Genomic DNA, 21,068 nt, shown 5'->3' on the forward strand with positions numbered 1-21,068 from the left:
AGGTAGGAGCCGGTGATCCGGGGCAGCCCGCGGGCCGGGTTCCCCGGCACGACCCCGGCGATCTTCACCCCGGCGTACGCGCCGGACGCCGCCGGCATCAGCAGCAGTTCGCCCCCGCCGGGTACCCCGATGGCGGAACGCGGCGGGCAGTTCTCCGGGTCGAGGCCGCCGAGCAGGGCGGCGGCCACGGCGTCGGCGGCCGCCGCCGGCCCGAGCAGGCCGGCCATCCGCCCTGCCCCGAGCTGGGGGATGCCCGTCACAGGAGGAATCCGGTACCGAGGCCGTCGTGCGGGTCCAGCACGAAGGCGTGTTCGCCGGTGCGGTGGGCGGTGCCGGTGACCTCGGTGACCCCGCCGTCCAGCATCCGCCCGGTGAACACCGTGCCCGTGACGGACTCGTGCAGCAGGTCCTCACCCGGGCCGAGCCGCCCGTCCTCCGCGAGCAGCGCGAGCCGCGCAGAGGTCCCGGAGCCGCAGGGCGAGCGGTCGATCTGCCCGTCGGCGAACACGGTGACGTTGCGCTGGTGCGGCCCGAAGGGCGTGTCGGGCAGCTCCTCGTAGAGGATCACCCCGTAGACGCCGGAGAGCAGCGGGCCGTCCGGGTGCCAGGTGGCGGGGTGGGTGGCCAGCGCCGCGCGGACCTCCTGTCCGGCCCGCACCAGGGCGGGCAGTGCCGCCCGGGAGACGTCCAGGCCGAGGTCGCGCACGCGGACGGCGGCGTAACAGGCCCCGGCGTGGACGATGTCCACCTCGGCGAGGCCGAACGAGGTGGCGACGGGCACCTTGCGGGCGCCCACCCGGGCCGGGACGTTGCGGAAGGTGACCCCGGTGGTGCGGCCTCCGCCGCGGTGCACGGTGGCGGTGACCCGCCCGGACGGTACGTCGATGCGCACCGGGGCGTCCCCGTCGTCCGGGGCGGCGACCCGGCCGGTGTCCACGGCCCAGACCCCGAGGGCCATGGTGCCGTGGCCGCAGGCGGTGGAGTAGCCGTCCTTGTGCCAGAACAGCACCCCGAGGTGGGCCCCGTCGTCGTCGGCCGGAACCACGAACCCCCCGTACATCCCGGCGTGCCCGCGCGGCTCCTGCACGAGCAGGCGCCGTACGTCGTCCAGCGCGCCCCGGCGCGGAGCGGTCCCGGAGCCTCCCGGGCCGATGGCCGTGGCGCAGCGCTCGGCGACGGTGTCCCCGGGGACCGGCGCCACCTCCGCCGTGGCGCTGTCGACGATCCGGAAGGGCTCGCCGGCGGTGTGGTAGTCCACCGTGCGGACGGTGATCACAGGAGGAACCCTCCGGGGAAGGGGTCGGTCGGGTCGAGGAAGTACTGGGCGGTGCCGGTGATCCAGGCCCGCCCGGTGACGGTGGGGACCACGGCCGGGAGCCCGCCGACGGTCGTCTCGGCGACCAGCCGGCCGGTGAACTCTGTGCCGATGAAGGACTCGTTGACGAAGTCCGTGCCGAGTTCCAGCAGGCCCCGGGCGTGCAGCTGGGCCATCCGCGCGCTGGTTCCCGTACCGCAGGGCGAGCGGTCGAACCAGCCGGGGTGGATGGCCATGGCGTGCCGGGAGCGGTGGGCGTCGGAGCCGGGGGCGGCGAGGTAGACGTGCTTGACCCCGGCGATGGAGGGGTTCTCGGGATGGACGGGGCGGTCCGGTCCGGCGTTGACCGCGTCCATCACCGCGAGCCCGGCGGTGATCAGTTCGCCCTTGCGGGCGCGGTCGAAGGGCAGCCCCAGGGCGCCGAGTTCGACGAAGGCGTAGAAGTTGCCGCCGTAGGCCAGGTCGTAGGTGACCGTGCCGAAGCCGGGGACCTCGGCCTTGAGGTCGAGGCCGACGACGAAGGAGGGGACGTTGGTGAGGGTGACGGCGGTGGCCGCCCCGTCCTCGACCCGGACGTCGACGCTCACCAGCCCGGCCGGGGTGTCGAGCCGGACGGTGGTGACCGGCTCGACGACCGGCACCATGCCGGTCTCGACGAGGACGGTGGCGACCCCGATGGTGCCGTGCCCGCACATGGGGAGCAGGCCCGACACCTCGATGTAGAGGACGCCGTAGTCGGCGTCCGGGCGGGTCGGGGGCTGCAGGATGGCGCCGCTCATCGCGGAGTGCCCGCGCGGCTCGTACATGAGCAGGGTCCGGACGTGGTCCATGTGCTCGATGAAGTGGAGCCGCTTCTCGGCCATGGTGGCGCCGGGGATCACCCCGACTCCCCCGGTGACGACCCGGGTCGGCATGCCCTCGGTGTGCGAGTCCACCGCGTGGTAGACATGACGCGTGCGCATGTGCGATCCCCCCGACGACTAGTTGAGGCCCTCGGCGAGGGCCTTCTCGGTGGCGGCGCGGACGGCGGCCTCGGTCTCGCCGGTGAGCGGGAAGCGGGGCGGGCGGGTGGCGCCGCCGGGGCGCCCGGCGAGGTCCATGGAGAGCTTGATGGCCTGGACGAATTCCGTCTTGGAGTCCCAGCGCAGCAGCGAGTGCAGGGATTTGTAGAGCGGCAGGGCGGTGTCGAGGTCTCCGGCGACGGCGGCCCGGTAGAGCTGGGCGCAGGAGCGCGGCAGCGCGTTGGGGTAGCCGGCGATCCAGCCGACGGCGCCCGCGAGGGCGAGTTCGAGGAGGACGTCGTCGGCGCCGATGAGCAGGTCGAGGCCGGGGGCGAGCTCGGCGATCTCGTACGCGCGGCGCACGTCCCCGCTGAACTCCTTGACGGCGACGATGGAGCCGTCGGCGTGCAGCCGGGCGAGCAGGTCCGGGGTCAGGTCCACCTTGGTGTCGATGGGGTTGTTGTACGCGACGACGGGCAGCCCGGCGCGGGCGACCTCGGCGTAGTGGGCGCGTACGGCGTCCTCGTCGGCCCGGAAGGCGTTGGGGGGCAGCAGGAGTACGGAGCCGGCGCCGGCCTCGGCGGCCTGTTCGGCCCAGCGGCGGGCCTCGGCGCTTCCGTAGGCGGCGACGCCGGGCATGACGCGGTCGCCGTCGCCCGCCGCCTCGACAGCGGTACGCACGACGCGCGCCCGCTCCTCGTCGGTGAGGGTCTGATACTCCCCGAGGGAGCCGTTGGGGACCACGCCGTCGCAGCCGTTGGCGATCAGCCAGGCCACGTGCTCGGCGTACGCGTCGTGGTCGACGGTGAGGTCCTCCCGCAGGGGGAGCGCGGTGGCGACCATGATTCCGTGCCAGGGGCGGGTGCGGGGCGCGGGGGTGTGCGCGTGGGTCATGTGAGAGCTCCCTAGAGTGATGTGTGACATTTTACTAGCGGGTGCAGTCCGGCCACAAGGGCCCCGGCGCCCCGATCAGTGGGTAGAGGGCGGAAGTTCGGCGAGGTGGCGCAACGGAACCGGGCAGGACAGCGGACGCCGGTCGGGCGCGGCATCCTCCCCGGCCAGGGCCGCGACGGCGGGACCGCACATCCGGCCCTGGCACCAGCCCATGCCGGCCCGGGTGAGGAGTTTGACCGTACGGGCGTCCCGCGCCCCGAGGTCGTCGGCCGCCTCGCGGATCCGCCCGGCGGGCACCTCCTCGCAGCGGCAGACGACCGCGTCGTCCCGGAGCCAGCCGGTCCAGCCCTCGCCGGGGCGGTGGGCGGCGGCCATCGCGCCGGCGAAGGCGCGGAGCCGGGCGCGGCGGCGGACGAGGCGGGCCCCGGGCAGCGCGCCCGCGACGGAGTGCGCCGCCAGTTCACCCTCGATCATGGCCAGTTGGGCTCCGCCGATGCCACCGGTCTCACCCGCCGACCAGATGCCGGGGACGGAGGTCCGCTGTCCGGCGTCGAGGACGAGGGCGACGGTGCCGTCGGCGCTCCGCCGGGTGGCGCAGCCGAGGCCGGTGGCGAGTTCCAGCTGGGGCACCAGCCCGTGGCCGACGGCGAGGGCGTCGCAGGGGATCCGGCGGGCGGTGCCGGGCAGCGGTCGCCAGTTCCGGTCGAGCCGGGCCACGGTGACGGCCTCGACCCGGTCGGTGCCGTGCGCCTCGGTGACGGCGTGCCGGGTGAGCAGCCGGACGTGGTGGCGGGCCAGCCCCCCGCCGTAGCCGGCCGCCTCGACGAGCTTGCCCGGGTTGCGCAGCAGGGCCGGGACCTGCCCCGCGTACGCGGTGTAGGCGGCGGCCTCCACCACGGTGGGCACGATGGCTCCGGCGGCGGCGAGCGACCCGGCCACGGCGAGCAGCAGCGGCCCGCTCCCGGCGACGACGACCCGCTTGCCCGGCAGGACCAGCCCGCTCTTGAGCATGGCCTGCGCCCCGCCGGCCCCCACGACCCCGGGCAGGGTCCAGCCGGGGAAGGGCAGTTGCCGCTCGTAGGCCCCGGTGGCGATGAGCACGGCCCGCGCTCTGACGGCGGTGGCTTCCTCTCCGGAAGCGTGCCCGGCGACGGCGTGCAGGGTCCACTCGGTGGCGGGCGCGGTGGCCGGTGCCCGATCGGGCGCCGGGTACCCGTCGGGCGCACCGGCCGCCTCGCCCGGAGCGACCGCCCACACGTGGTGCAGCGGGAGGTAGGTGATGCGGCCCGCCGAGGCGTGGGCACGCAGGGCGGCTTCGCGCGTCGCGAACTCCGGCCAGCCGTGGTGGAGCGCCTCGGGGCGGGCCGCGCCCAGCCCCGGTGCGGGATGGCGGTAGAACTGCCCGCCGGGCCGGTCGCCCGCGTCGAGCAGGATGACCCGCAGCCCGAGGCGGGCGGCCGTGACGGCGGCGGCGAGGCCCGCCGGGCCGGCCCCGACGACGGCCAGGTCGACGAGACCGGCGGCGGCACCGGCAGTGGCGGCGGGTTCAGACGGCGAGGTCGGCATGGCCGGTTCCCTCCTGGGTGGTGACGGAGTCCCCCGGCCGGGCCGGGACCAGGCAGGCGCGCTGGTTCGGGCGGCCGTTGACCGTGACGAGGCAGTCGTAACAACTGCCGATCCCGCAGAACGCGCCGCGCGGGGCGCCGCCCTCCCGGGTGGTCCGCCAGGCGAGGATGCCCGCGGCCCAGAGCACGGCGGCGATGCTCCGGCCGGGCAGGGCGGGCAGTTCCCGGCCGTCGAAGGTGATCTCGTACGCGGCCGCCGGCGTACCGCCGACCAGCGAGCGGGGGCTGCGCATCAGGGCTGCTCCTCAGGGGTATCGGCGGCGGCCGGGCCGGCGGCGAAGCGCTCCGGGCGGAACGGGTGCGGGGAGAGCGGCGGTTCGGCCCCCGTCAGGGCGGCGGCGATCAGCGCTCCGGTGGCGGGTGCCAGGCCGATGCCCGCGCCCTCGTGGCCGCAGGCGTGCAGCAGCCCGGGGCGCCGGGGGTCCGGGCCGATCGCCGGGAGGTGGTCGGGCAGGTAGGGGCGGAAGCCGTGGTAGGCGCGCATCACCCGGACGTCGGCCAGCACGGGGAACAGTGCCGCGGCCTGGGCGGCCAGGCGGCGCAGGGCCTCCGTCGAGAGGGTGCGGTCGAAGCCGACCCGCTCCCGGGTGGCGCCGATCAGGACCGGGCCGGACGGGGTGCCCTCGACCACCGCCGAGGACTGCAGGGCGGCGGAGCCGCTGGCGACATCCGCGATGTAGTCGGCGGCGTAGACCTTGTGCCGGACGACCCTCGGCAGGGGCTCGGTCACCAGGACGAAGCCTCGGCGCGGGAGGACGGGCAGGGTGACGCCGGCCAGCGAGGCGATGTGGCCGCCCCAGGTGCCGGCCGCGTTCACCACGGCGGGGGCCAGGAGTTCGCGGCGCGGCGTGCGCACGCCGCGTACGGCGCCCCGGTCCAGCAGGATCTCCGTCACCTCCTCACCCAGGTACACCTGGGCACCCGAGGCGGCCAGCAGCCGGGCGGCCGCCTGGGCCGGCTGGACCTGGGCGTCCTGCGGGTAGTGGAAGCCGCCCGCCGGGCCGGGGGCCAGGTGCGGCTCCAGGTCGTGCAGGGCGTCCGCGGCCACCTCGACGGCGTCGACGCCGGCCGCGCGCTGGCCCTGCGCGAAGTGCCGCAGGGCCTTCAGGGTCGTCTCGTCGGGAGCGACGACGAGTCCGCCCTTGGGCTCGTACTCGATCTCCCGCGGGAGGACCGCGGCGAGTTCGACCCACAGGCGGGTGGACAGCAGGGCGAGGTCGAGTTCGGGGCCGGCCTCCTTGTCGGAGACGAGCAGGTTGCCCTCGCCGGCACCGGTGGTGCCGCCCGCCACGGGGCCCCGGTCGACCACGGCCACGGAGAGTCCGGCGCGGGCCGCGTAGGAGGCGCAGGCCGCCCCGACGACGCCGGCGCCGATGATCACGGCGTCCAGGGAGTGTCTCTTGAGCACGGCAGTAATATGTCACATTCTTTAGGGGCTGCCCAGATGCCCGGCCCAGTCCCGCACCCCCTCGGATGCGGGACCGGGCCGGCGCCGGGCCGGGGGCGGCCCGGTGGCGGCGCCGGGCCGGGTGCCGGTCAGCCGCGGAGGGGACCCTCACAGCTGTAAGCGGAGGTGCCCGCGACCTTGTTGGTCCAGATCTCCACCGGACCGAAGGAGCAGTTCATGTCGGCGAGGTTGTTGGAGGCCGCGCCCGCCCGGTCGAGGATGAAGTAGTCGACCGTCTCCGACATGTCCTTGAAGACCTGGTCGCCGCTGCGCCAGTTCTTCAGGTTCGCGGTGATCCGGCCGGTGCAGGTGAAGCGGCGCTTGCCGGGGTCGCCGTTCTCCGTGCAGTCCGGGGTGTTCTGCGTGGCCGTGGCGAAGGACGACTTCACGGAGGCCGCCGCCGAGTCGCGCAGCCGGTCGTTCGGGGTGAAGGAGGTGTTCGGCACGAAGAGCTGGTCGACCTTGGCGATCTGCGCGTCCAGGAAGCGGTCGTAGTCGCGCTGGAGGTAGGTGTCCGCGCCCATCCGGTGGCGCCAGGCGTCGTACGCCGCCACGTCGTTGTTCCGCAGGTGCGTGTACATCTCGCGCAGCAGCGTGGGCTTCTCGGTCCACAGGAACTCGAAGAAGGTGCCCGCGTAGCTGTAGAAGCGGAAGCCGTCGCCGTCGTAGGTGGCGTTCAGCAGCTGTTCGACGCTCATGCGCGGGCCGCCGCCGGCCGTGTCGCTGATGATGCTCTTGACCAGGGACTTGCGGACGGCGATGCCGTTGTCGCGGGTGGCGCCGTCGAAGAACTCGGCCGTGCCCTCGTCCATGGCGGTCGTCCGGTCACCCTCGTACCACTCGCCCTCGCCGAAGAAGCCGGGCACCGCGAAGCGGCCGTTGAGGTAGTGCGTGTACTCGTGGCGGAAGAGCTCCTCGAGGGTGAGGGAGGAGTCCTGCGGGACGCGCCGCTGATAGGTGTAGAAGGTGGCGCCGTTCTCGATGTAGATGCCGCCGTTGTTGGTGTCGTAGCCGGTCAGGATCGGGTGGTAGTTCACGTAGTCGGCGCGGGAGGCGTAGAGCACGATGTTCAGCGCGGAGTTGGGGTCGCCCGCGAGCGGCTGGTCGGTGCCGAGCACACGGTGGTACTGGGCCTTGACCTGCTTGCTCGCGTAGTAGAGCTGGTCGACCGTCGCCCGGTCCAGGGCGGTGCGGACCTTGATGGCGCCGTTGTCGTAGGAGTAGGTGTAGGGGAAGAGCTGCTTCTCGATGTCCTCCTTGCACACTCCGTAGGGCTTGCAGGCCTCGTAGACGTTGAGCCAGGAGACGACCTTGGCCCACGGCTCGCTGCCGTCGCCGAAGGCGGCCCGGACCGGGCCGAGCATCGCGCCGAGGTCGGCGACGACCCGCTCCCGCAGACCCTCGATCTGGCCGAAGCGGGCGTACTCGCTCAGCGCGTCGCGCACCACCCAGGCGTTGCCGGTGCCCTTGAGGTGCGTGTAGGTGGCGAAGGCCTTGAAGGTGTCGCGGTAGGAGGGGTCCGCGGCCACGGCGGAGTGGAACGCCGCGTCCTGGTTGCCCGGGTAGACGCCCAGGTAGGAGACGGACAGCGCGGACAGCGCGGCGCCGCCCCAGCCGGCGTCGAGGTGGGTGGCCGGGTGGGCCGGGTCCATCGTGGCCAGGACCTTCTTGATGAGGCCGAGCTGGTGCTGGCGCAGGCCGGGCGCGCTGCCGGCGTAGAGGGCCTCGCGCAGGGTGCGGGCGTTGGAGGGCGTCACGTCGAAGGTGTGGGCGGCGGCGCCGAAGTCGGCGATGGCGCGGCGCATGGCATCGACGGTGGGGGCGTCGGTGACGTCGATCTCGGGGCGTGAGTAGTCGTGGTAGGCGACCGCGTGCAGGTACGTGAACATCTCCTCCAGGTGGGAGGAGTTACGGCCGTCGTGGGCGGCGGCCAGGCCGGATATCCGGCGGGAGACGGCCTGCACGTGCGCGTCCGACATGACCGGGGTCAGGCGGGCGTCCCAGGTCCAGATGAGGCCGCGCAGACAGCCGTCGGCGAGGACGGCCTGGTCGGCGAGGAAGTCGGCGAACTGCTCGGGGCTGAGTCCGGTGATCCCGTCGAGGGTGCAGGGGACGCCCCCGGCGACGCTCTTCGCGGTGGGAACGGCCTTGAGCGTCCTGCCGCGCTTCTGCAGGTCGTCGGAGGGTGCGGAGGCCGTCGCGGCACCCGGGACCTGCCCGGTGATGTTCTGGCCGCCGGGGGCCGGGGCCGGCGCCGGAGTGTTGTCCTTCGGATGGGCCAGGCGGTCGACCTCGTCGAACGGGTTCCCCGTGGGTCCGGGGGCGGCCGGGGCGGCCTGTGCGCCGGTGAAGGTGGCCGGTGCCGTGGACCCGGCGGCCTGTGTCGTCGCCTGTCCCGCGGCGGCGAGGAGGGTCACGGCCACGGCGGAGGCGAGAAGGGAAGAGCGCACAGCTCTGTGCTTGAGCACCGAGAACTCCTGATGGGAGAGGGAGAGGTGGGGGGTCGTGCGTGAACTGCCCTGCGTCACACGGCGTTTGACGGGGGTTAACGTGCCGCGATGTGAGCTGTAACATAGTAATGTGAAATTGCACTGACAACCCCTGTGCGCCCCCCAGTTCACAACTTCTTGAGGGAGTCCTCGTGACCGACGCCCCCGCCGACGCCTCCGCCCACGCTCCCGCCCGCCTCAACACGGGCAGTCACGACCGCCCGGTGTCGCCGGAGTTGTCCCGGTTCATGGCGGGGAACTGGGCTGCGAGCCCGCTGCCCGACTCCGCCCGCATCCCCGGCCGCGACGTCACCCCGGCCCGCCGGGCACGACTCTCGGCCCGCTTCCCCGGCGAGCGGCTGATCGTCCCGGCAGGGGAGCTGAAGGTCCGTTCCAACGACTGCGACCACCGCTTCCGGCCGCACAGCGCGTACGCCTGGCTGACCGGCCTCACCGGCGAGGACCAGGCGGGCCACGTCCTGGTCATGGAGCCGTCGGGTCCGCACGCCCATGAGGCCGTGCTGTACCTGCGGCCGCGCTCGCCGCGCGCGGGCGGCGACGGGGAGTTCTACCGGGACCGCCGGTACGGGGAGTTCTGGGTGGGCCGCCGGCCCGACCTCGCGGAGGCCGAGCGCCTCACCGGCATCCGCTGCGCGCACCTGGACCGGCTCGGTTCGGCCGCGGGCCGCAACACGGCCTCCGACTCCGGACTCGCGTCCGCCCTCTCGGAGTTGCGCCTGGTGAAGGACGCGTGGGAGGTGGCTCAGCTCCAGCTGGCCGTCGACCACACGACGGCGGGTTTCGAGGACGTCGTACGGGCCCTGCCGCGCGCGCTGGCGCATCCGCGCGGGGAACGCTGGATCGAGGGGGTGTTCGGTCTGCGCGCGCGGGCCGAGGGCAACGGCACCGGCTACGAGACGATCGCGGCGTCCGGGGCCCACGCCTGCACCCTGCACTGGATCCGCAACGACGGCCGGCTGAACGGGGAGGAGCTGCTGCTGCTGGACGCGGGTGTGGAGACGGACACCCTCTACACGGCGGACATCACCCGCACCCTGCCGCTGTCGGGCCGCTTCTCCCCCGTCCAGCGCCAGGTGTACGAGCTGGTCCTGGCGGCCCAGGACGCGGGCATCGCGGCGCTGCGCCCGGGGGCGAGCTTCGGGGACTTCCACCGGGCCGGGATGCGGGTGATCGCGGAGGGCCTCGCGGACTGGGGCGTCCTGAAGGACGCGGAGGGCGACCTGCACCGGCGGTACACGCTGTGCAGCAGCGGCCACATGCTGGGGCTGGACGTGCACGACTGCGCGAAGGCGCGGGCCGAGGCCTACCTGGACGGCGTTCTGGAGGAGGGGCAGGTCCTGACCGTGGAGCCGGGCCTCTACCTCCAGCCCGACGACGAGACCCTCCCGGCGGAGCTGCGGGGCATCGGCGTCCGCATCGAGGACGATCTGGTCATCACGGCGAACGGCGCCCGCCTGATGTCGGGCGCGCTGCCGCGCACGGTGGCCGGGATCGAGGAGTGGATGGGCCGGCTCCTGGACAGCCCCTAAACGCTGTGCGGGGTGGTGAGCCGGGCGGTCAGCTCCTCGACGAAGGCCTCCAGGTGGGGTGGGCGCGGTCCGGTGCGGGTGGCACAGAACCAGGTACGGGTCAGTGGCCGCGCGCCGATGCCGACGAGGGCGAGGCCGTGCGAGGCCGCGTAGGGGGCGGCCACCCAGTTGGGCAGCACGGTCACGCCCTGGCCGCCGGCCACCATCTCGATCACCAGATCGGTCACCACCGGCATGGTGGTGATCCGGGCCGGCCGGGCCCCCACAGGGATCGGCAGCGGCATCGACGGGATCCGCTTCTGGTCGTAGAAGTCGTAGAGGACGAGGTCGGCGCCGTCGAAGTCACGGGCGGTCAGGTGCGCGCGCGTGGCCCACGGATGGCCGGCGGGCACCACCGCCACCATCTCGTCCTCGAACAGCCTGGTCAGCGACACCCGGTCCATCTGCAGGTCCGGCTTGGTGACCAGCGCGACGTCGACGAGGTCGGCGAGCAGTGCCGGGATCGGCGCGTCGTCGGCAACGGTCTCGATGCGCACGTCGATGTCCGGCGCGCGCTCGCGGAAGGCGCGGAGCACGGGCGGCAGCCACGGGAAGGTCGTACTGCACTGCGCGGTGAAGCGGACCCGCCTGTCCCGCCCGTCACGGAGCTCGCGCAGGTCGCGGGCCGCCGAGTCCAGTTCGCCGAGGACGTGGCGGGCCGCGACCAGCAGTCGGCGGCCCGCGGCGTTGGGGACCAGGCGGCGGCCCTTGCGGTCGAAGAGGGCCATGCCCAGGCGGGCCTCCAGCCGGGTGAGCCGCTGGCTGAGGGCGGGCTGGCTGACGTAGAGCCGCTCGGCGGCGGCGGTCAGCGAGCCGGCCTCGGCAGTAGCGGCCAGGAGCTCCAGGTCACGCAGATCCACATCCATAACGAGGGATTATCACACGCTCCAATCTTCGTCGTGGTGTTATGAGTTGGGTGCTCCTAGGTTCGTGGTGTCAGCCGGTCGGGATCCCGACCGGCGACACCGACGAGAGGCACAGCGCCATGACCGACACGCGCACGGACATCAACGACACCACCACCACTGCTCTGGTCACCGGCTCCTCCAGCGGCATCGGCCTGGACATCGCCCGCGCCTTCCTTGCGAGCGGCGCCAATGTCGTCCTGAACGGCCGGGACGCCGACCGCCTCGCCAAGGCCGCGGCCGGCCTCGGTCAGCCCGGGCGAACCGCGTGGGTCGCGGGCGCCATCGCCGAGCCGACGACGGGCGAGGCCCTCGTGCGTACCGCCCTCGACCGTTTCGGCCGCATCGACGTCCTGGTCAACAACGCGGGCACGTTCGCCCCCAAGCCCTTCACCGAGGTCACCGAGGAAGAACTCGACGGCTTCCTGACCGGCAACCTCAAGGGCACCTACCTCACCACCCAGGCCGTGGTACGGGCGCTGCGCGCCCAGGGCCGGGGCGGCAGCATCGTCAACATCGGCACCGTCCTGGTGGACCACGCGCTGGCGGGCTTCCCGTCCTCCGCGCCGGTGGTCAGCAAGGCGGGGGTGCACGCGCTGACGACCAGCCTGGCCGCCGAACTCGCCGCCGACGGGATCCGCGTGAACCTCGTGTCCCCCGGCATCATCCGCACCCCGCTGCACGCGGGGTCCGACGTGGACTCCTTCGGCGGGCTCGCCCTGCTGAACAGGGTCGGCGAGGTCGCGGAAATCTCCGAGGCGGTGCTCTACCTCGCGGGCGCCACCTTCGTCACCGGCCACGCCCTGCGTGTGGACGGCGGCCACGTCACCGGTCGTGCCTGAGCCGACGCCCCACTTCCCCGCCCCACCGGAAGGACATCCACCACCATGCCGTACGTCAACGTCAAGATCACCCGTGAAGGCGCCACCGCTGCCCAGAAGGCCGAGATCATCGCCGGTGTGACCGACCTTCTGGTCCAGGTCCTGGACAAGGACCCGGCCACCACCTTCGTCCTCATCGACGAGGTGGAACGGGAGGACTGGGGCGTGGGCGGCGTCCGGACGGACGAGTACCGCCGTATCCGCGCACGGAGTTAGGTCGCGTCCGGGCGGGGACACTCGGGCCCCGGCCGTCCCGCCGCACCGGCAACGGGACGGCCGGGCCACCGCCGGCCCGTCACTTTCGTGGGTGCCTCGACAACGCGGCGAGGTGCGGTGCCGGGCGGCGCGGGTCAGGCAAGATCCGGAAGAGGCGGCCTACGGGAGGACCGCGACGCCGTCGAGTTCCACCAGGGCCCGGTCGTCCCAGAGGCGGACCACGCCGATGACGGCCATCGCCGGGTAGTCGCGGCCCGCCGACCGCCGCCAGATGCGGCCCAGTTCGGCCGCGTGGGTCCGGTACGCCGCCACGTCCACCGCGTACACCGTCACCCGGGCCAGGTCCGCCGGGGCGCCGCCCGCCGCCGCGAGGGCCGCCAGGAGGTTGCCGAGGGCGATCCCGAACTGCTCCGGCAGGCTCTCGCCCACCACCTCGCCCGCGCTGTCCAGGGCGGTCTGGCCCGCCAGGAACACCAGCCGGGTGCCGGTCGCCGCGACCGCGTGCGAGAAGCCCGTCGCCGGCGACAGCTCCGCCGGGTTGATCCGGTCCAGGCTCATCGCGCCGCCACCCCCGCGTACAGCTCCTTCGCGATGATCGTGCGCTGCACCTCGCTCGCCCCCTCGTAGATCCGCGGTGCCCGTACCTCCCGGTAGAGGTGTTCGAGCAGGTGGCCGCGCTGGAGGGCGACCGCACCGTGCAGTTGGACCGCGTGGTCTACCACGTACTGGGCCGTCTCCGTGGCCAGCAGCTTCGCCATCGCCGCCCGGCGCGGGACGTCCCCCGCCCCGCGGTCGTAGGCCCCGGCCGCCGCGTACACCAGCAGCCGGGCCGCCTCCGTGCGGGTGGCCATCTCGGCCACCCGGTGCGCCACCGCCTGGAGGTCGCTCAGTGTTCCGCCGAAGGCGGTCCGGTCCGACGTGTACGCGAGCGTCGCGTCCAGCGCGGCCCGGGCCATGCCCACCGCGAAGGCACCGACGCTCGGCCGGAAGAGGTTCAGGGTGTCCATCGCGACGCGGAACCCCCGGCCGGGTTCGCCGAGCAGGTCCCGCGGGCCGACCGGCACCCCGTCGAAGGTGAGGGAGCCGATGGGGTGCGGGGAGAGCATGTCCAGGGATGCGCCGGAGAGTCCGGGGCGGTCGGCCGGGACCAGGAAGGCCGAGACCCCCTTCGCCCCCGGCCCCTCGCCCGTTCGGGCGAACACGGTGTAGAAGTCCGCCTCGGGGGCGTTGGAGATCCAGCACTTCTCACCGCTGAGCCGCCAGCCGCCGCCGCTCCCGCCCGCGCCGGTGTCCGGCGTCGCCGCCAGGGCCAGTGCCGCCGCGTCCGAGCCCGCTCCCGGCTCGCTCAGCGCGAAGGCGGCCACCGCCCGCCCGGCACGCACCCCCGGCAGCCAGCGTTCCCGCTGCTCCTCGTTCCCCGCCCGCAGGACCGGGTACGCCCCGAGTCCCTGCAGGGCGAGCGCCGTCTCGGCCTCCGTGCACCCGTAGGCGAGGGATTCGCGCAGCAGGCACAGTTCCAGCGCGCCCGAGGCGAACACCCGCTCCAGCAGGCCCAGCTCCCCCAGCGCCGCCAGCAGCGGCCGGTTGACCCGCCCTGGTTCCCCCTTCTCGGCCAGTGGCCGCAGCCGCTCCGCCGCCAGTGCGCGCAGCTGCCCGCACCACTCCTCCTGGTCCACCCCGAGCGCGAATCCGGTCATCCGAACATCCCCGCATCTATCGCGTCCTGTTGACTGCCGTCACCATCACGATACGCTCCTCGGAGGACCTTCCGGCCGTGGCCGGAGGAACCACCGCACGGCCGGCTCCACCCCACCCCGGACCGCCGCAAGGGGGCCGAACCGCCTTGGACCTCAAGCCTTCCGCTCACACCGACACCTTCGCCCGTGACCATCTGCCGCCCGCGGACACCTGGCCGGAGCTTCTCTTCGATCTGCCCGAACTGGCCTATCCGGACCGCCTGAACTGCGGGGCCGAGCTGCTCGACGCCACCATCGCCCGGTTCGGTCCGGCGGGCGCCGACCGCCCGGCCTTCCGCAGCTCCGCGGGCGAGGTGTGGACGTACGGCGGTCTGCGGGAACGAGTGGACCGCCTGGCCCACACGCTCACCGCCGACCTCGGCGTGGTGCCCGGCAACCGGGTGCTCCTGCGCGGGCCCACCGGCCCCTGGCTCGCGGCGTGCTGGCTCGCGGTGATGAAGGCGGGCGCGGTGGCCGTCACCGTACTGCCCCAGCAGCGCGCGCAGGAGCTGGCCACGGTGTGCGCGATGGCCCGGGTCGGGCACGCCCTGTGCCACGCGGACGTGCTGGACGACCTGGTCAAGGCGGAGGTGCCGGGGCTTCGGATCACCGTGTACGGGGGCACCGCCCCGGACGATCTGCTGCGGCTGGCCGAAAGACATCCCCACCCGTTCCCGGCCGCCCCGACCTCCGCGGACGACGTCGCCCTGATCGCCTTCACCTCCGGGACCACCGGACGGCCCAAGGGCTGCATGCACTTCCACCGGGACCTGCTCGCGGTCGCCGACACCTTCTCCCGCAGCGTGCTGCGGCCCCGCCCGGACGACGTCTTCGCGGGCAGCCCGCCGCTCGGCTTCACCTTCGGCCTCGGCGGGCTGGTCGTCTTCCCGCTGCGCGCCGGAGCCTCGACGCTGCTGCTGGAGGAGGCGGTGCCGCGCCGGCTGCTGCCCGCCCTCGCGGAGCACCGGGTGACGGTGCTGTTCACCGCGCCCACCGCCTACCGGACGATGCTGGACGCGCTGGGCCCGTACGACGTCGGCATGTACGACCTGTCGGCGCTGCGCCGCTGTGTCTCGGCCGGGGAGAACCTGCCCGCCGCCACCTGGCAGGCCTGGTACGAGCGCACCGGCCTGCGCATCATCAACGGCATCGGGGCGACCGAGCTGCTGCACATCTTCATCTCCGCCGCCGACGAGGACATCCGGCCCGGTACGACGGGCCGGGTGGTCCCGGGCTGGGAGGCCCGGGTGGTGGACCGGGCCGGCCGCCCGGTCCCGGACTACGAGCCGGGACTGCTGGCCGTGCGCGGCCCGGTGGGCTGCCGCTACCTGGCCGATCCCCGGCAGGGGGAGTACGTACGGGACGGGTGGAACCTGACCGGTGACACCTACGTCCGCGATCCGGACGGCTACTTCCGCTACGTCGCCCGGGCCGACGACATGATCGTCTCGGCGGGCTACAACATCGCGGGCCCCGAGGTGGAGGAGGCCCTGCTGCGCAACCCGGACGTGGTGGAGGCGGCGGTGGTGGGCCTCCCGGACGAGCGACGCGGGCAGACCGTGGTGGCGTACATCGTGGCACGCGACGGCGCGGTGCTGACGGAGGAGGTCCTGCGCACCTTCATGCGGGCGGAACTGGCCCCTCACAAGTGCCCGCGCTCCTTCGTCTTCCTCCCCGCCCTCCCCCGAACCGCGACCGGCAAACTGCAGCGCTTCCGGCTGCGCGATCCGGATGCCCGACCTGATCCGCCCCCCAGGATCTAGAGTGAACCCGTGGTCGAGCAGCACACTCCGCGATCCCTGATCGTCACGTTCTACGGAGCCTACGGGCGGGCCTTCGAGGGCCCGGTCCCGGTGGCCGCGCTGATCCGCCTGCTGGGCGCGGCGGGCGTGGACGCCCCGTCCGTCCGCTCGTCGGTGTCCCGGCTGAAGCGGCGCGGCTTCCTGCTGCCCGAGCGCACGGCGGACGGCTCTGCGGCGTACGGGCTCTCCGAGGAGGCCCGGCAGCTGCTGGACGACGGCGACCGCCGGATCTACGGCAGCCCGCCGCTGTCGGACGAGTGGCTGGTGGCGGTGTTCTCGGTCCCGGAGCAGGAGCGGAACAAGCGGCACCTGCTGCGCTCGCGGCTGGCCCGGCTCGGTTTCGGGGCGGTGGCGCCGGGCGTGTGGATCGCCCCGGCCCGGCTGGCCGAGGAGACCGCGCACACCCTCGACCGGCTGCACCTGACCCCGTACGTGGAACTGTTCCGCGGCGCCCACCTGGGTTTCGCGCCGACCGCCGAGGCGGTAGCCCGCTGGTGGGACCTGGCGGCCCTGGCCAAGCAGCACGAGGAATTCCTGGATCTGCACGAACCCGTCCTGCGCGCCCTCCGGTCGGGTACGGAGCCGACCCCGGAGGAGGCCTACCGGGGCTACCTCCTCGCGCTGGACTCCTGGCGCCGGCTGCCGTACGCCGACCCGGGCCTGCCGCGGGAACTGCTCCCGGCGGACTGGCCCGGCGACCGGGCGGCGGCCGTCTTCGCCGAACTGCACGAGCGGCTGCGCGACGACGGAGAGCGCTTCGCGCGACCGTGACCGGCCGGGGAACGTCCCGGCACCCTCGACGGCTGTCCCGGGGGCCCTGCTAAACGCGGCCGGTCGGCGGGGTGCGGCTGCCCGCGCGGTACGGGGCCGGCCAGGGTGCGCCCGGGCCTTCGTAGGACTGTTCGGCCGCCGCGTGCAGGGTCCAGTGGGGGTCGTAGAGGTGGGGGCGGCCGAGGGCGCAGAGGTCGGCGCGGCCGGCCAGCAGCAGGGAGTTCACGTCGTCCCACGAGGAGATGGCACCGACCGCGATGACGGGGACGCCGAGCGCGCCCCGGATCCGGTCGGCGTACGGGGTCTGGTACGAGCGCCCGTACTCGGGGGCCTCGTCCGCGACCACCTGGCCCGTCGAGACGTCGATGGCGTCGGCGCCCCGGCCCGCGAAGGCGGCCGCGATCCGCACCGCGTCCTCGGGAGAGGTGCCTCCTGGTGCCCAGTCGGTGGCCGAGAGACGGACCGTCATCGGGCGGTCCTCGGGCCATACCGCGCGGACCGCGTCGAAGACCTCCAGCGGGAAACGGAGCCGGTTCTCCAGGGATCCGCCGTACTCGTCGTCACGGTGGTTGGTCAGCGGGGACAGGAACCCGGAGAGCAGATAGCCGTGGGCGCAGTGCAGTTCGAGCAGGTCGAATCCCGCGTCGGCGGCGCGGACGGCGGCGGCCGCGAACTCGGAGCGCAGCGCCGTCAGGTCACCGCGTCCGAGGGCGCGCGGGAGCGCCGAGACGCCGGGCCGGTAGGGCAGCGCGGAGGCGGCCACCAGCGGCCAGTTGCCCTCGGGCAGGGGGTCGTCCATGCCCTCCCACATCACCCGGGTCGAGCCCTTGCGGCCCGCGTGCCCGAGCTGGACGCCGAGGGCGGTGCCGGGCGCCGACGTGTGGACGAAGTCGACGATCCGCTTCCAGGCGGCCGTGTGCTCCTGGGTGTAGAGGCCGGTGCAGCCGGGGGTGATCCGGCCCTCGGCGGATACGCAGACCATCTCGGTCATCACCAGGCCGGGCCCGCCGAGGGCCCGCGCTCCCAGGTGCACGAGGTGGAAGTCGCCCGGCACGCCCTCCTGGGCCGAGTACATGTCCATCGGTGAGACGACGACCCGGTTGCGCAGGGTCAGGCCCCGCAGGGTGAAGGGTGTGAACATCGCGGGGGTGCCGTCCGGGCAGCCGAAGTCCTTTTCCACCGCCCGCGTGAACCGTGCGTCGCGCAGCCGCAGGTTGTCGTGTGTGACCCGGCGGCTGCGGGTGAGGAGGTTGAAGGCGAACTGCCGGGCGGGCTGGTCGACGTATCCGGCGATCTCCTCGAACCACTGCCGGCTCGCGGCCGCGGCCCGCTGGGTGCTGGCGACCGCCGGGCGGCGTGCCGCCTCGTACGCGGAGAGGGCGGCCGGGACGTCGCCCGGCGCGGCGCCCACCGCTTCGGCGAGCGCGAGCGCGTCCTCCACTGCCAGTTTGGTGCCGGACCCGATGGAGAAGTGGGCGGTGTGCGCCGCGTCGCCGAGCAGGACCACGTTGTCGTGCGACCAGCGTTCGTTGACGACGGTGCGGAACCGCGTCCAGGTGGAGCGGTTGCCGTGCAGCGGGCGCCCGCGCAGGGCCTCGCTGAAGATCTTGGCGCAGCGGGCCGCCGACTCGTCCTCGTCGCACAGGTCGAAGCCGGCCGCCCGCCACACCTCGTCGCGCATCTCCACGATCACCGTGGAGGCGTCGGCCGAGTAGGGGTAGGCGTGCAGCTGCATGACCCCGTGCTCGGTCTCCGCGATCTCGAAGCGGAAGGCGTCGAAGGGGAAGTCGGCGGCGAGCCAGATGTAGCGGCAGCGTCCGCCGGTCAGTGTCGGCCCGTAGTGGGCGGCGCCGGCCTCCCGGATCGCGCTGTGCACCCCGTCGGCCGCGACCACCAGGTCGTATGCGGCGGCGAGTTCGGTCACGGGCGGGGCCTCGGAGCGGAAGCGGAGGCGGACGCCGAGGCCGGCGCAGCGCTCGTGCAGGATCTCCAGCAGGCGGCGCCGCCCGATGGCCGCGAACCCGTGGCCGCCGGAGGTCAGCAGCCGGCCGCGGTGCACGATGTCCACGTCGTCCCAGCGCACGAACTCCGCGCTGAGGGCCGTGTGGACGACGGTGTCGGCCCGCTCGATGCCCCCGAGGGTCTCGTCGGAGAGCACCACGCCGAAGCCGAAGGTGTCGTCCGGGGCGTTGCGCTCCCAGACGTCCACCGTGTGGCCCTGGCGGGCCAGCAGCGCGGCGGCGTAGAGCCCTCCCGGTCCCCCGCCGACGACAGCGACCCGCATGGCACCAGGAGTCATGTGGCTACCTGCCCTTCCACTCCGGCGGCCGCTTCCCGGTGAAGGCCGCGTGGAACTCCGCGTAGTCCTGGCCGTGCATCAGCAGGGCCTGGGTGTTGGCGTCCAGTTCCACGGACGCCGCCAGGGGCATGTCGAGCTCGGCGGTGAGCAGCGCCTTGGTCTGCGCGTGGGCGAGGGCGGGGCCCGCGGCCAGGCGCGCGGCGAGTTCGGCGGCCCGTACGTGGGCCTTGCCCTCCTCGGTGAGCTCGCTGAGCAGGCCGATCCGCTCGGCCTCGGCCGCGTGTACGGGCTCTCCGAGCATCAGCAGGCGGGTGGCGTGGCCGAGGCCGACGACCCGGGGCAGCAGGTAGGCCGCGCCCATGTCGCCGCCGGACAGGCCGACGCGGGTGAAGAGGAAGGCGAAGCGGGCGGTGGGGTCGGCGATCCGGAAGTCGGCGGCGAGTGCGAGGACCGCTCCGGCTCCGGCGGCCACCCCGTGGACGGCGGCGATCACCGGGAAGGGGGATTCGCGGATGGCGCGGACCACCTGGCCGGTCATCCGGTTGAAGTCGAGCAGCTGGGAGGTGTCCATGGCGAGGGTGGCGCCGATGATCTCGTCCACGTCCCCGCCGGAGCAGAAGCCGCGCCCCTCGCCGCCGAGCACGAGGGCGCGTACGGAGCGCTCACGGGACAGTTCACCCAGCAGATCGCGCAGGTCGGCGTAGGCGCCGAAGGTGAGCGCGTTCAGCTTTTCGGGGCGGTCGAAGGTGACGGTGGCGACGCCGTCCTGCCGGGTGACCCGGAGGTGGTGCCACCGTTCGGTCGCTGGTGTGGAACCGAGGAAGGGGCTCACCTCACCGACGGTATCACCAGATCGTGACTGCCGTCACAGAAGCGCGACACATCGGGGATGGCCCGCCGCCGACATGCCGGCGCGCCGTGCGGAACGGGAAGGCGCCTTCGTGGCACTGAAAGCCGGAGTCACCCCGTCCCGCCCCCCACCCGGAACGGGGCGCCTGGCCCGGCGCGTGAGCGGCGCACCAGCCGACGTATGACTATGCGTCACCTCGGGCGGACCGGCCGGGCCGGCCGAGGGTGGCGACGAGCACGGCCTTGATGGTGTGCAGCCGGTTCTCGGCCTCGTCGAAGACGATGGAGTGCTCCGACTCGAACACCTCGTCCGTCACCTCGAGGGAGTCGAGCCCGTGCCGCTCATGGATCTCCCGGGCCACCTTGGTGCCGAGGTCGTGGAAGGCCGGCAGGCAGTGCATGAACTTCACGTCCGGGTTCCCGGTGGCGCGCAGCACGTCCATGGTCACCGCGTACGGGGACAGGGCCTGGATCCGCTCGTCCCAGACCTCCTTGGGCTCCCCCATGGACACCCAGACGTCGGTCACGACGAAGTCCGCGCCGGCGACGCCCTCGGCGACCTCGTCGGTCAGGGTGAGCCGGGCGCCGCTCTCCGCCGCGAGCTTGCGCGCCGCGGTCACCACCGACTCGGCGGGCCAGTAGGACCGGGGCGCGACGATCCGCACGTCCATGCCCAGCAGCGCACCGGTCACGAGGTAGGAGTTGCCCATGTTGAAGCGGGCGTCGCCGAGGTAGGCGAAGGCGATCCGCTTCAGCGGCTTGGCGGTGTGCTCGGTCATGGTGAGCAGATCGGCCAGCATCTGGGTCGGGTGCCAGTCGTCGGTGAGGCCGTTGAAGACGGGGACACCCGAGTGGGCGGCGAGCTCCTCGACCGCCTGCTGACTGTCACCCCGGTACTCGATCCCGTCGAACATCCGGCCGAGCACCCGGGCGGTGTCCTTGACCGACTCCTTGTGTCCCATCTGGGAGCCGGCCGGGTCCAGGTACGTGGTGTGCGCACCCTGGTCCGCGGCGGCCACCTCGAAGGCGCAGCGGGTCCGCGTCGAGGTCTTCTCGAAGATCAGCGCGATGTTCCTGCCCTGGAGGTGGTGCTGCTCGACCCCGGCCTTCTTGGCCGCTTTCAGGTCGGCGGCGAGTTCGATCAGACCGCGGAACTCGGCGGCCGTGAAGTCCAGCTCCTTGAGAAAACTACGGCCGGCGAGGTCGGTGGTCATGGGGTCGCTCCAGCGTCACGGTGACAGGGGATGCT

Annotated in this window: 18 protein-coding genes and 1 pseudogene; 5 read left to right on the forward strand and 14 right to left on the reverse strand. The window is 73.6% G+C overall.

Going from position 1 to position 21,068, the window contains the following annotated elements:
- The 8 genes and pseudogenes from ACWGIU_RS02975 to ACWGIU_RS03010 all read right to left on the reverse strand — a co-directional run.
- Positions 1 to 260, reverse strand: a pseudogene (locus ACWGIU_RS02975) (ornithine cyclodeaminase family protein); the annotation flags it as partial.
- Complete coding sequence (locus ACWGIU_RS02980; protein ID WP_453701908.1) at positions 257 to 1,276, reverse strand: proline racemase family protein; 1,020 nt, start codon at positions 1,274 to 1,276, stop codon at positions 257 to 259. The pseudogene ACWGIU_RS02975 and the gene ACWGIU_RS02980, both read right to left, overlap by 4 nt.
- A complete protein-coding gene (locus tag ACWGIU_RS02985; protein WP_453701909.1) occupies positions 1,273 to 2,277 on the reverse strand; it encodes a proline racemase family protein in 1,005 nt (334 codons plus the stop codon). The genes ACWGIU_RS02980 and ACWGIU_RS02985 overlap by 4 nt, the downstream gene beginning before the upstream one ends.
- A gap of 18 nt (positions 2,278 to 2,295) precedes the next feature.
- The gene (locus tag ACWGIU_RS02990) at positions 2,296 to 3,210 is read right to left on the reverse strand and encodes a dihydrodipicolinate synthase family protein (protein ID WP_453701910.1); all 915 of its coding nucleotides are present in this window, start codon (positions 3,208 to 3,210) and stop codon (positions 2,296 to 2,298) included.
- A 75-nt stretch (positions 3,211 to 3,285) separates the two neighbouring features.
- A complete protein-coding gene (locus ACWGIU_RS02995) occupies positions 3,286 to 4,776 on the reverse strand; it encodes an FAD/NAD(P)-dependent oxidoreductase (protein ID WP_453701911.1) in 1,491 nt (496 codons plus the stop codon).
- On the reverse strand, positions 4,757 to 5,068 hold the full coding sequence (locus ACWGIU_RS03000; RefSeq protein WP_453701912.1) for a (2Fe-2S)-binding protein: 312 nt from the start codon (positions 5,066 to 5,068) through the stop codon (positions 4,757 to 4,759). Before ACWGIU_RS03000 ends, ACWGIU_RS02995 begins: the two co-directional genes overlap by 20 nt.
- A complete protein-coding gene (locus ACWGIU_RS03005) occupies positions 5,068 to 6,243 on the reverse strand; it encodes an NAD(P)/FAD-dependent oxidoreductase (protein ID WP_453701913.1) in 1,176 nt (391 codons plus the stop codon). The genes ACWGIU_RS03000 and ACWGIU_RS03005 overlap by 1 nt, the downstream gene beginning before the upstream one ends.
- 128 nt (positions 6,244 to 6,371) lie before the next feature.
- On the reverse strand, positions 6,372 to 8,750 hold the full coding sequence (locus ACWGIU_RS03010) for a collagenase (RefSeq protein WP_453701914.1): 2,379 nt from the start codon (positions 8,748 to 8,750) through the stop codon (positions 6,372 to 6,374).
- 173 nt (positions 8,751 to 8,923) lie between these two features.
- On the opposite strand from ACWGIU_RS03010, the gene ACWGIU_RS03015 reads away from it, so the two are divergent.
- Entirely contained in the window at positions 8,924 to 10,321 is a 1,398-nt protein-coding gene (locus ACWGIU_RS03015) for an aminopeptidase P family protein (RefSeq protein WP_453701915.1), read from the forward strand.
- On the opposite strand, the gene ACWGIU_RS03020 is transcribed toward ACWGIU_RS03015, so the two are convergent.
- On the reverse strand, positions 10,318 to 11,226 hold the full coding sequence (locus tag ACWGIU_RS03020) for a LysR family transcriptional regulator (protein ID WP_453701916.1): 909 nt from the start codon (positions 11,224 to 11,226) through the stop codon (positions 10,318 to 10,320). The two genes, ACWGIU_RS03015 and ACWGIU_RS03020, sit on opposite strands and share 4 nt — an antisense overlap.
- 119 nt (positions 11,227 to 11,345) lie before the next feature.
- Here ACWGIU_RS03020 and ACWGIU_RS03025 point away from each other — a divergent pair, with 119 nt between their 5' ends.
- Together ACWGIU_RS03025 and ACWGIU_RS03030 are read left to right on the forward strand one after the other, a co-directional pair.
- Complete coding sequence (locus tag ACWGIU_RS03025; protein WP_453701917.1) at positions 11,346 to 12,107, forward strand: SDR family NAD(P)-dependent oxidoreductase; 762 nt, start codon at positions 11,346 to 11,348, stop codon at positions 12,105 to 12,107.
- Between the two features lie 45 nt (positions 12,108 to 12,152).
- Positions 12,153 to 12,362, forward strand: a complete 210-nt coding sequence (locus ACWGIU_RS03030) for a tautomerase family protein (protein WP_453701918.1) — start codon at positions 12,153 to 12,155, stop codon at positions 12,360 to 12,362.
- A gap of 159 nt (positions 12,363 to 12,521) precedes the next feature.
- Here the strand turns inward: ACWGIU_RS03030 and ACWGIU_RS03035 are convergent, their stop codons facing one another.
- Both ACWGIU_RS03035 and ACWGIU_RS03040 read right to left on the reverse strand, forming a co-directional pair.
- Positions 12,522 to 12,920 carry a RidA family protein gene (locus ACWGIU_RS03035; protein ID WP_453701919.1) on the reverse strand — a complete coding sequence of 133 codons (399 nt, stop codon included), beginning with the start codon at positions 12,918 to 12,920 and terminating at the stop codon, positions 12,522 to 12,524.
- Entirely contained in the window at positions 12,917 to 14,059 is a 1,143-nt protein-coding gene (locus ACWGIU_RS03040) for an acyl-CoA dehydrogenase family protein (protein ID WP_453701920.1), read from the reverse strand. Before ACWGIU_RS03040 ends, ACWGIU_RS03035 begins: the two co-directional genes overlap by 4 nt.
- Positions 14,060 to 14,205: 146 nt before the next feature.
- Here ACWGIU_RS03040 and ACWGIU_RS03045 point away from each other — a divergent pair, with 146 nt between their 5' ends.
- Positions 14,206 to 15,861, forward strand: coding sequence for an AMP-binding protein (locus ACWGIU_RS03045; RefSeq protein WP_453701921.1), 1,656 nt, complete (start codon positions 14,206 to 14,208; stop codon positions 15,859 to 15,861).
- A gap of 9 nt (positions 15,862 to 15,870) precedes the next feature.
- Positions 15,871 to 16,671 (forward strand): PaaX family transcriptional regulator, encoded by an 801-nt coding sequence (locus ACWGIU_RS03050; protein WP_453701922.1) that lies wholly within the window; start codon positions 15,871 to 15,873, stop codon positions 16,669 to 16,671.
- A gap of 49 nt (positions 16,672 to 16,720) precedes the next feature.
- On the opposite strand, the gene ACWGIU_RS03055 is transcribed toward ACWGIU_RS03050, so the two are convergent.
- From ACWGIU_RS03055 to argF, 3 genes are all read right to left on the reverse strand, one after another.
- Complete coding sequence (locus ACWGIU_RS03055) at positions 16,721 to 18,970, reverse strand: bifunctional salicylyl-CoA 5-hydroxylase/oxidoreductase (RefSeq protein WP_453701923.1); 2,250 nt, start codon at positions 18,968 to 18,970, stop codon at positions 16,721 to 16,723.
- 4 nt (positions 18,971 to 18,974) lie between these two features.
- Complete coding sequence (locus ACWGIU_RS03060) at positions 18,975 to 19,802, reverse strand: enoyl-CoA hydratase family protein (protein WP_453701924.1); 828 nt, start codon at positions 19,800 to 19,802, stop codon at positions 18,975 to 18,977.
- A gap of 202 nt (positions 19,803 to 20,004) precedes the next feature.
- The gene (gene argF, locus ACWGIU_RS03065; protein WP_453701925.1) at positions 20,005 to 21,033 is read right to left on the reverse strand and encodes an ornithine carbamoyltransferase; all 1,029 of its coding nucleotides are present in this window, start codon (positions 21,031 to 21,033) and stop codon (positions 20,005 to 20,007) included.
- Between the last annotated feature and the right edge of the window lie 35 nt (positions 21,034 to 21,068).

The organism is Streptomyces sp. NPDC054840 (assembly GCF_053611065.1).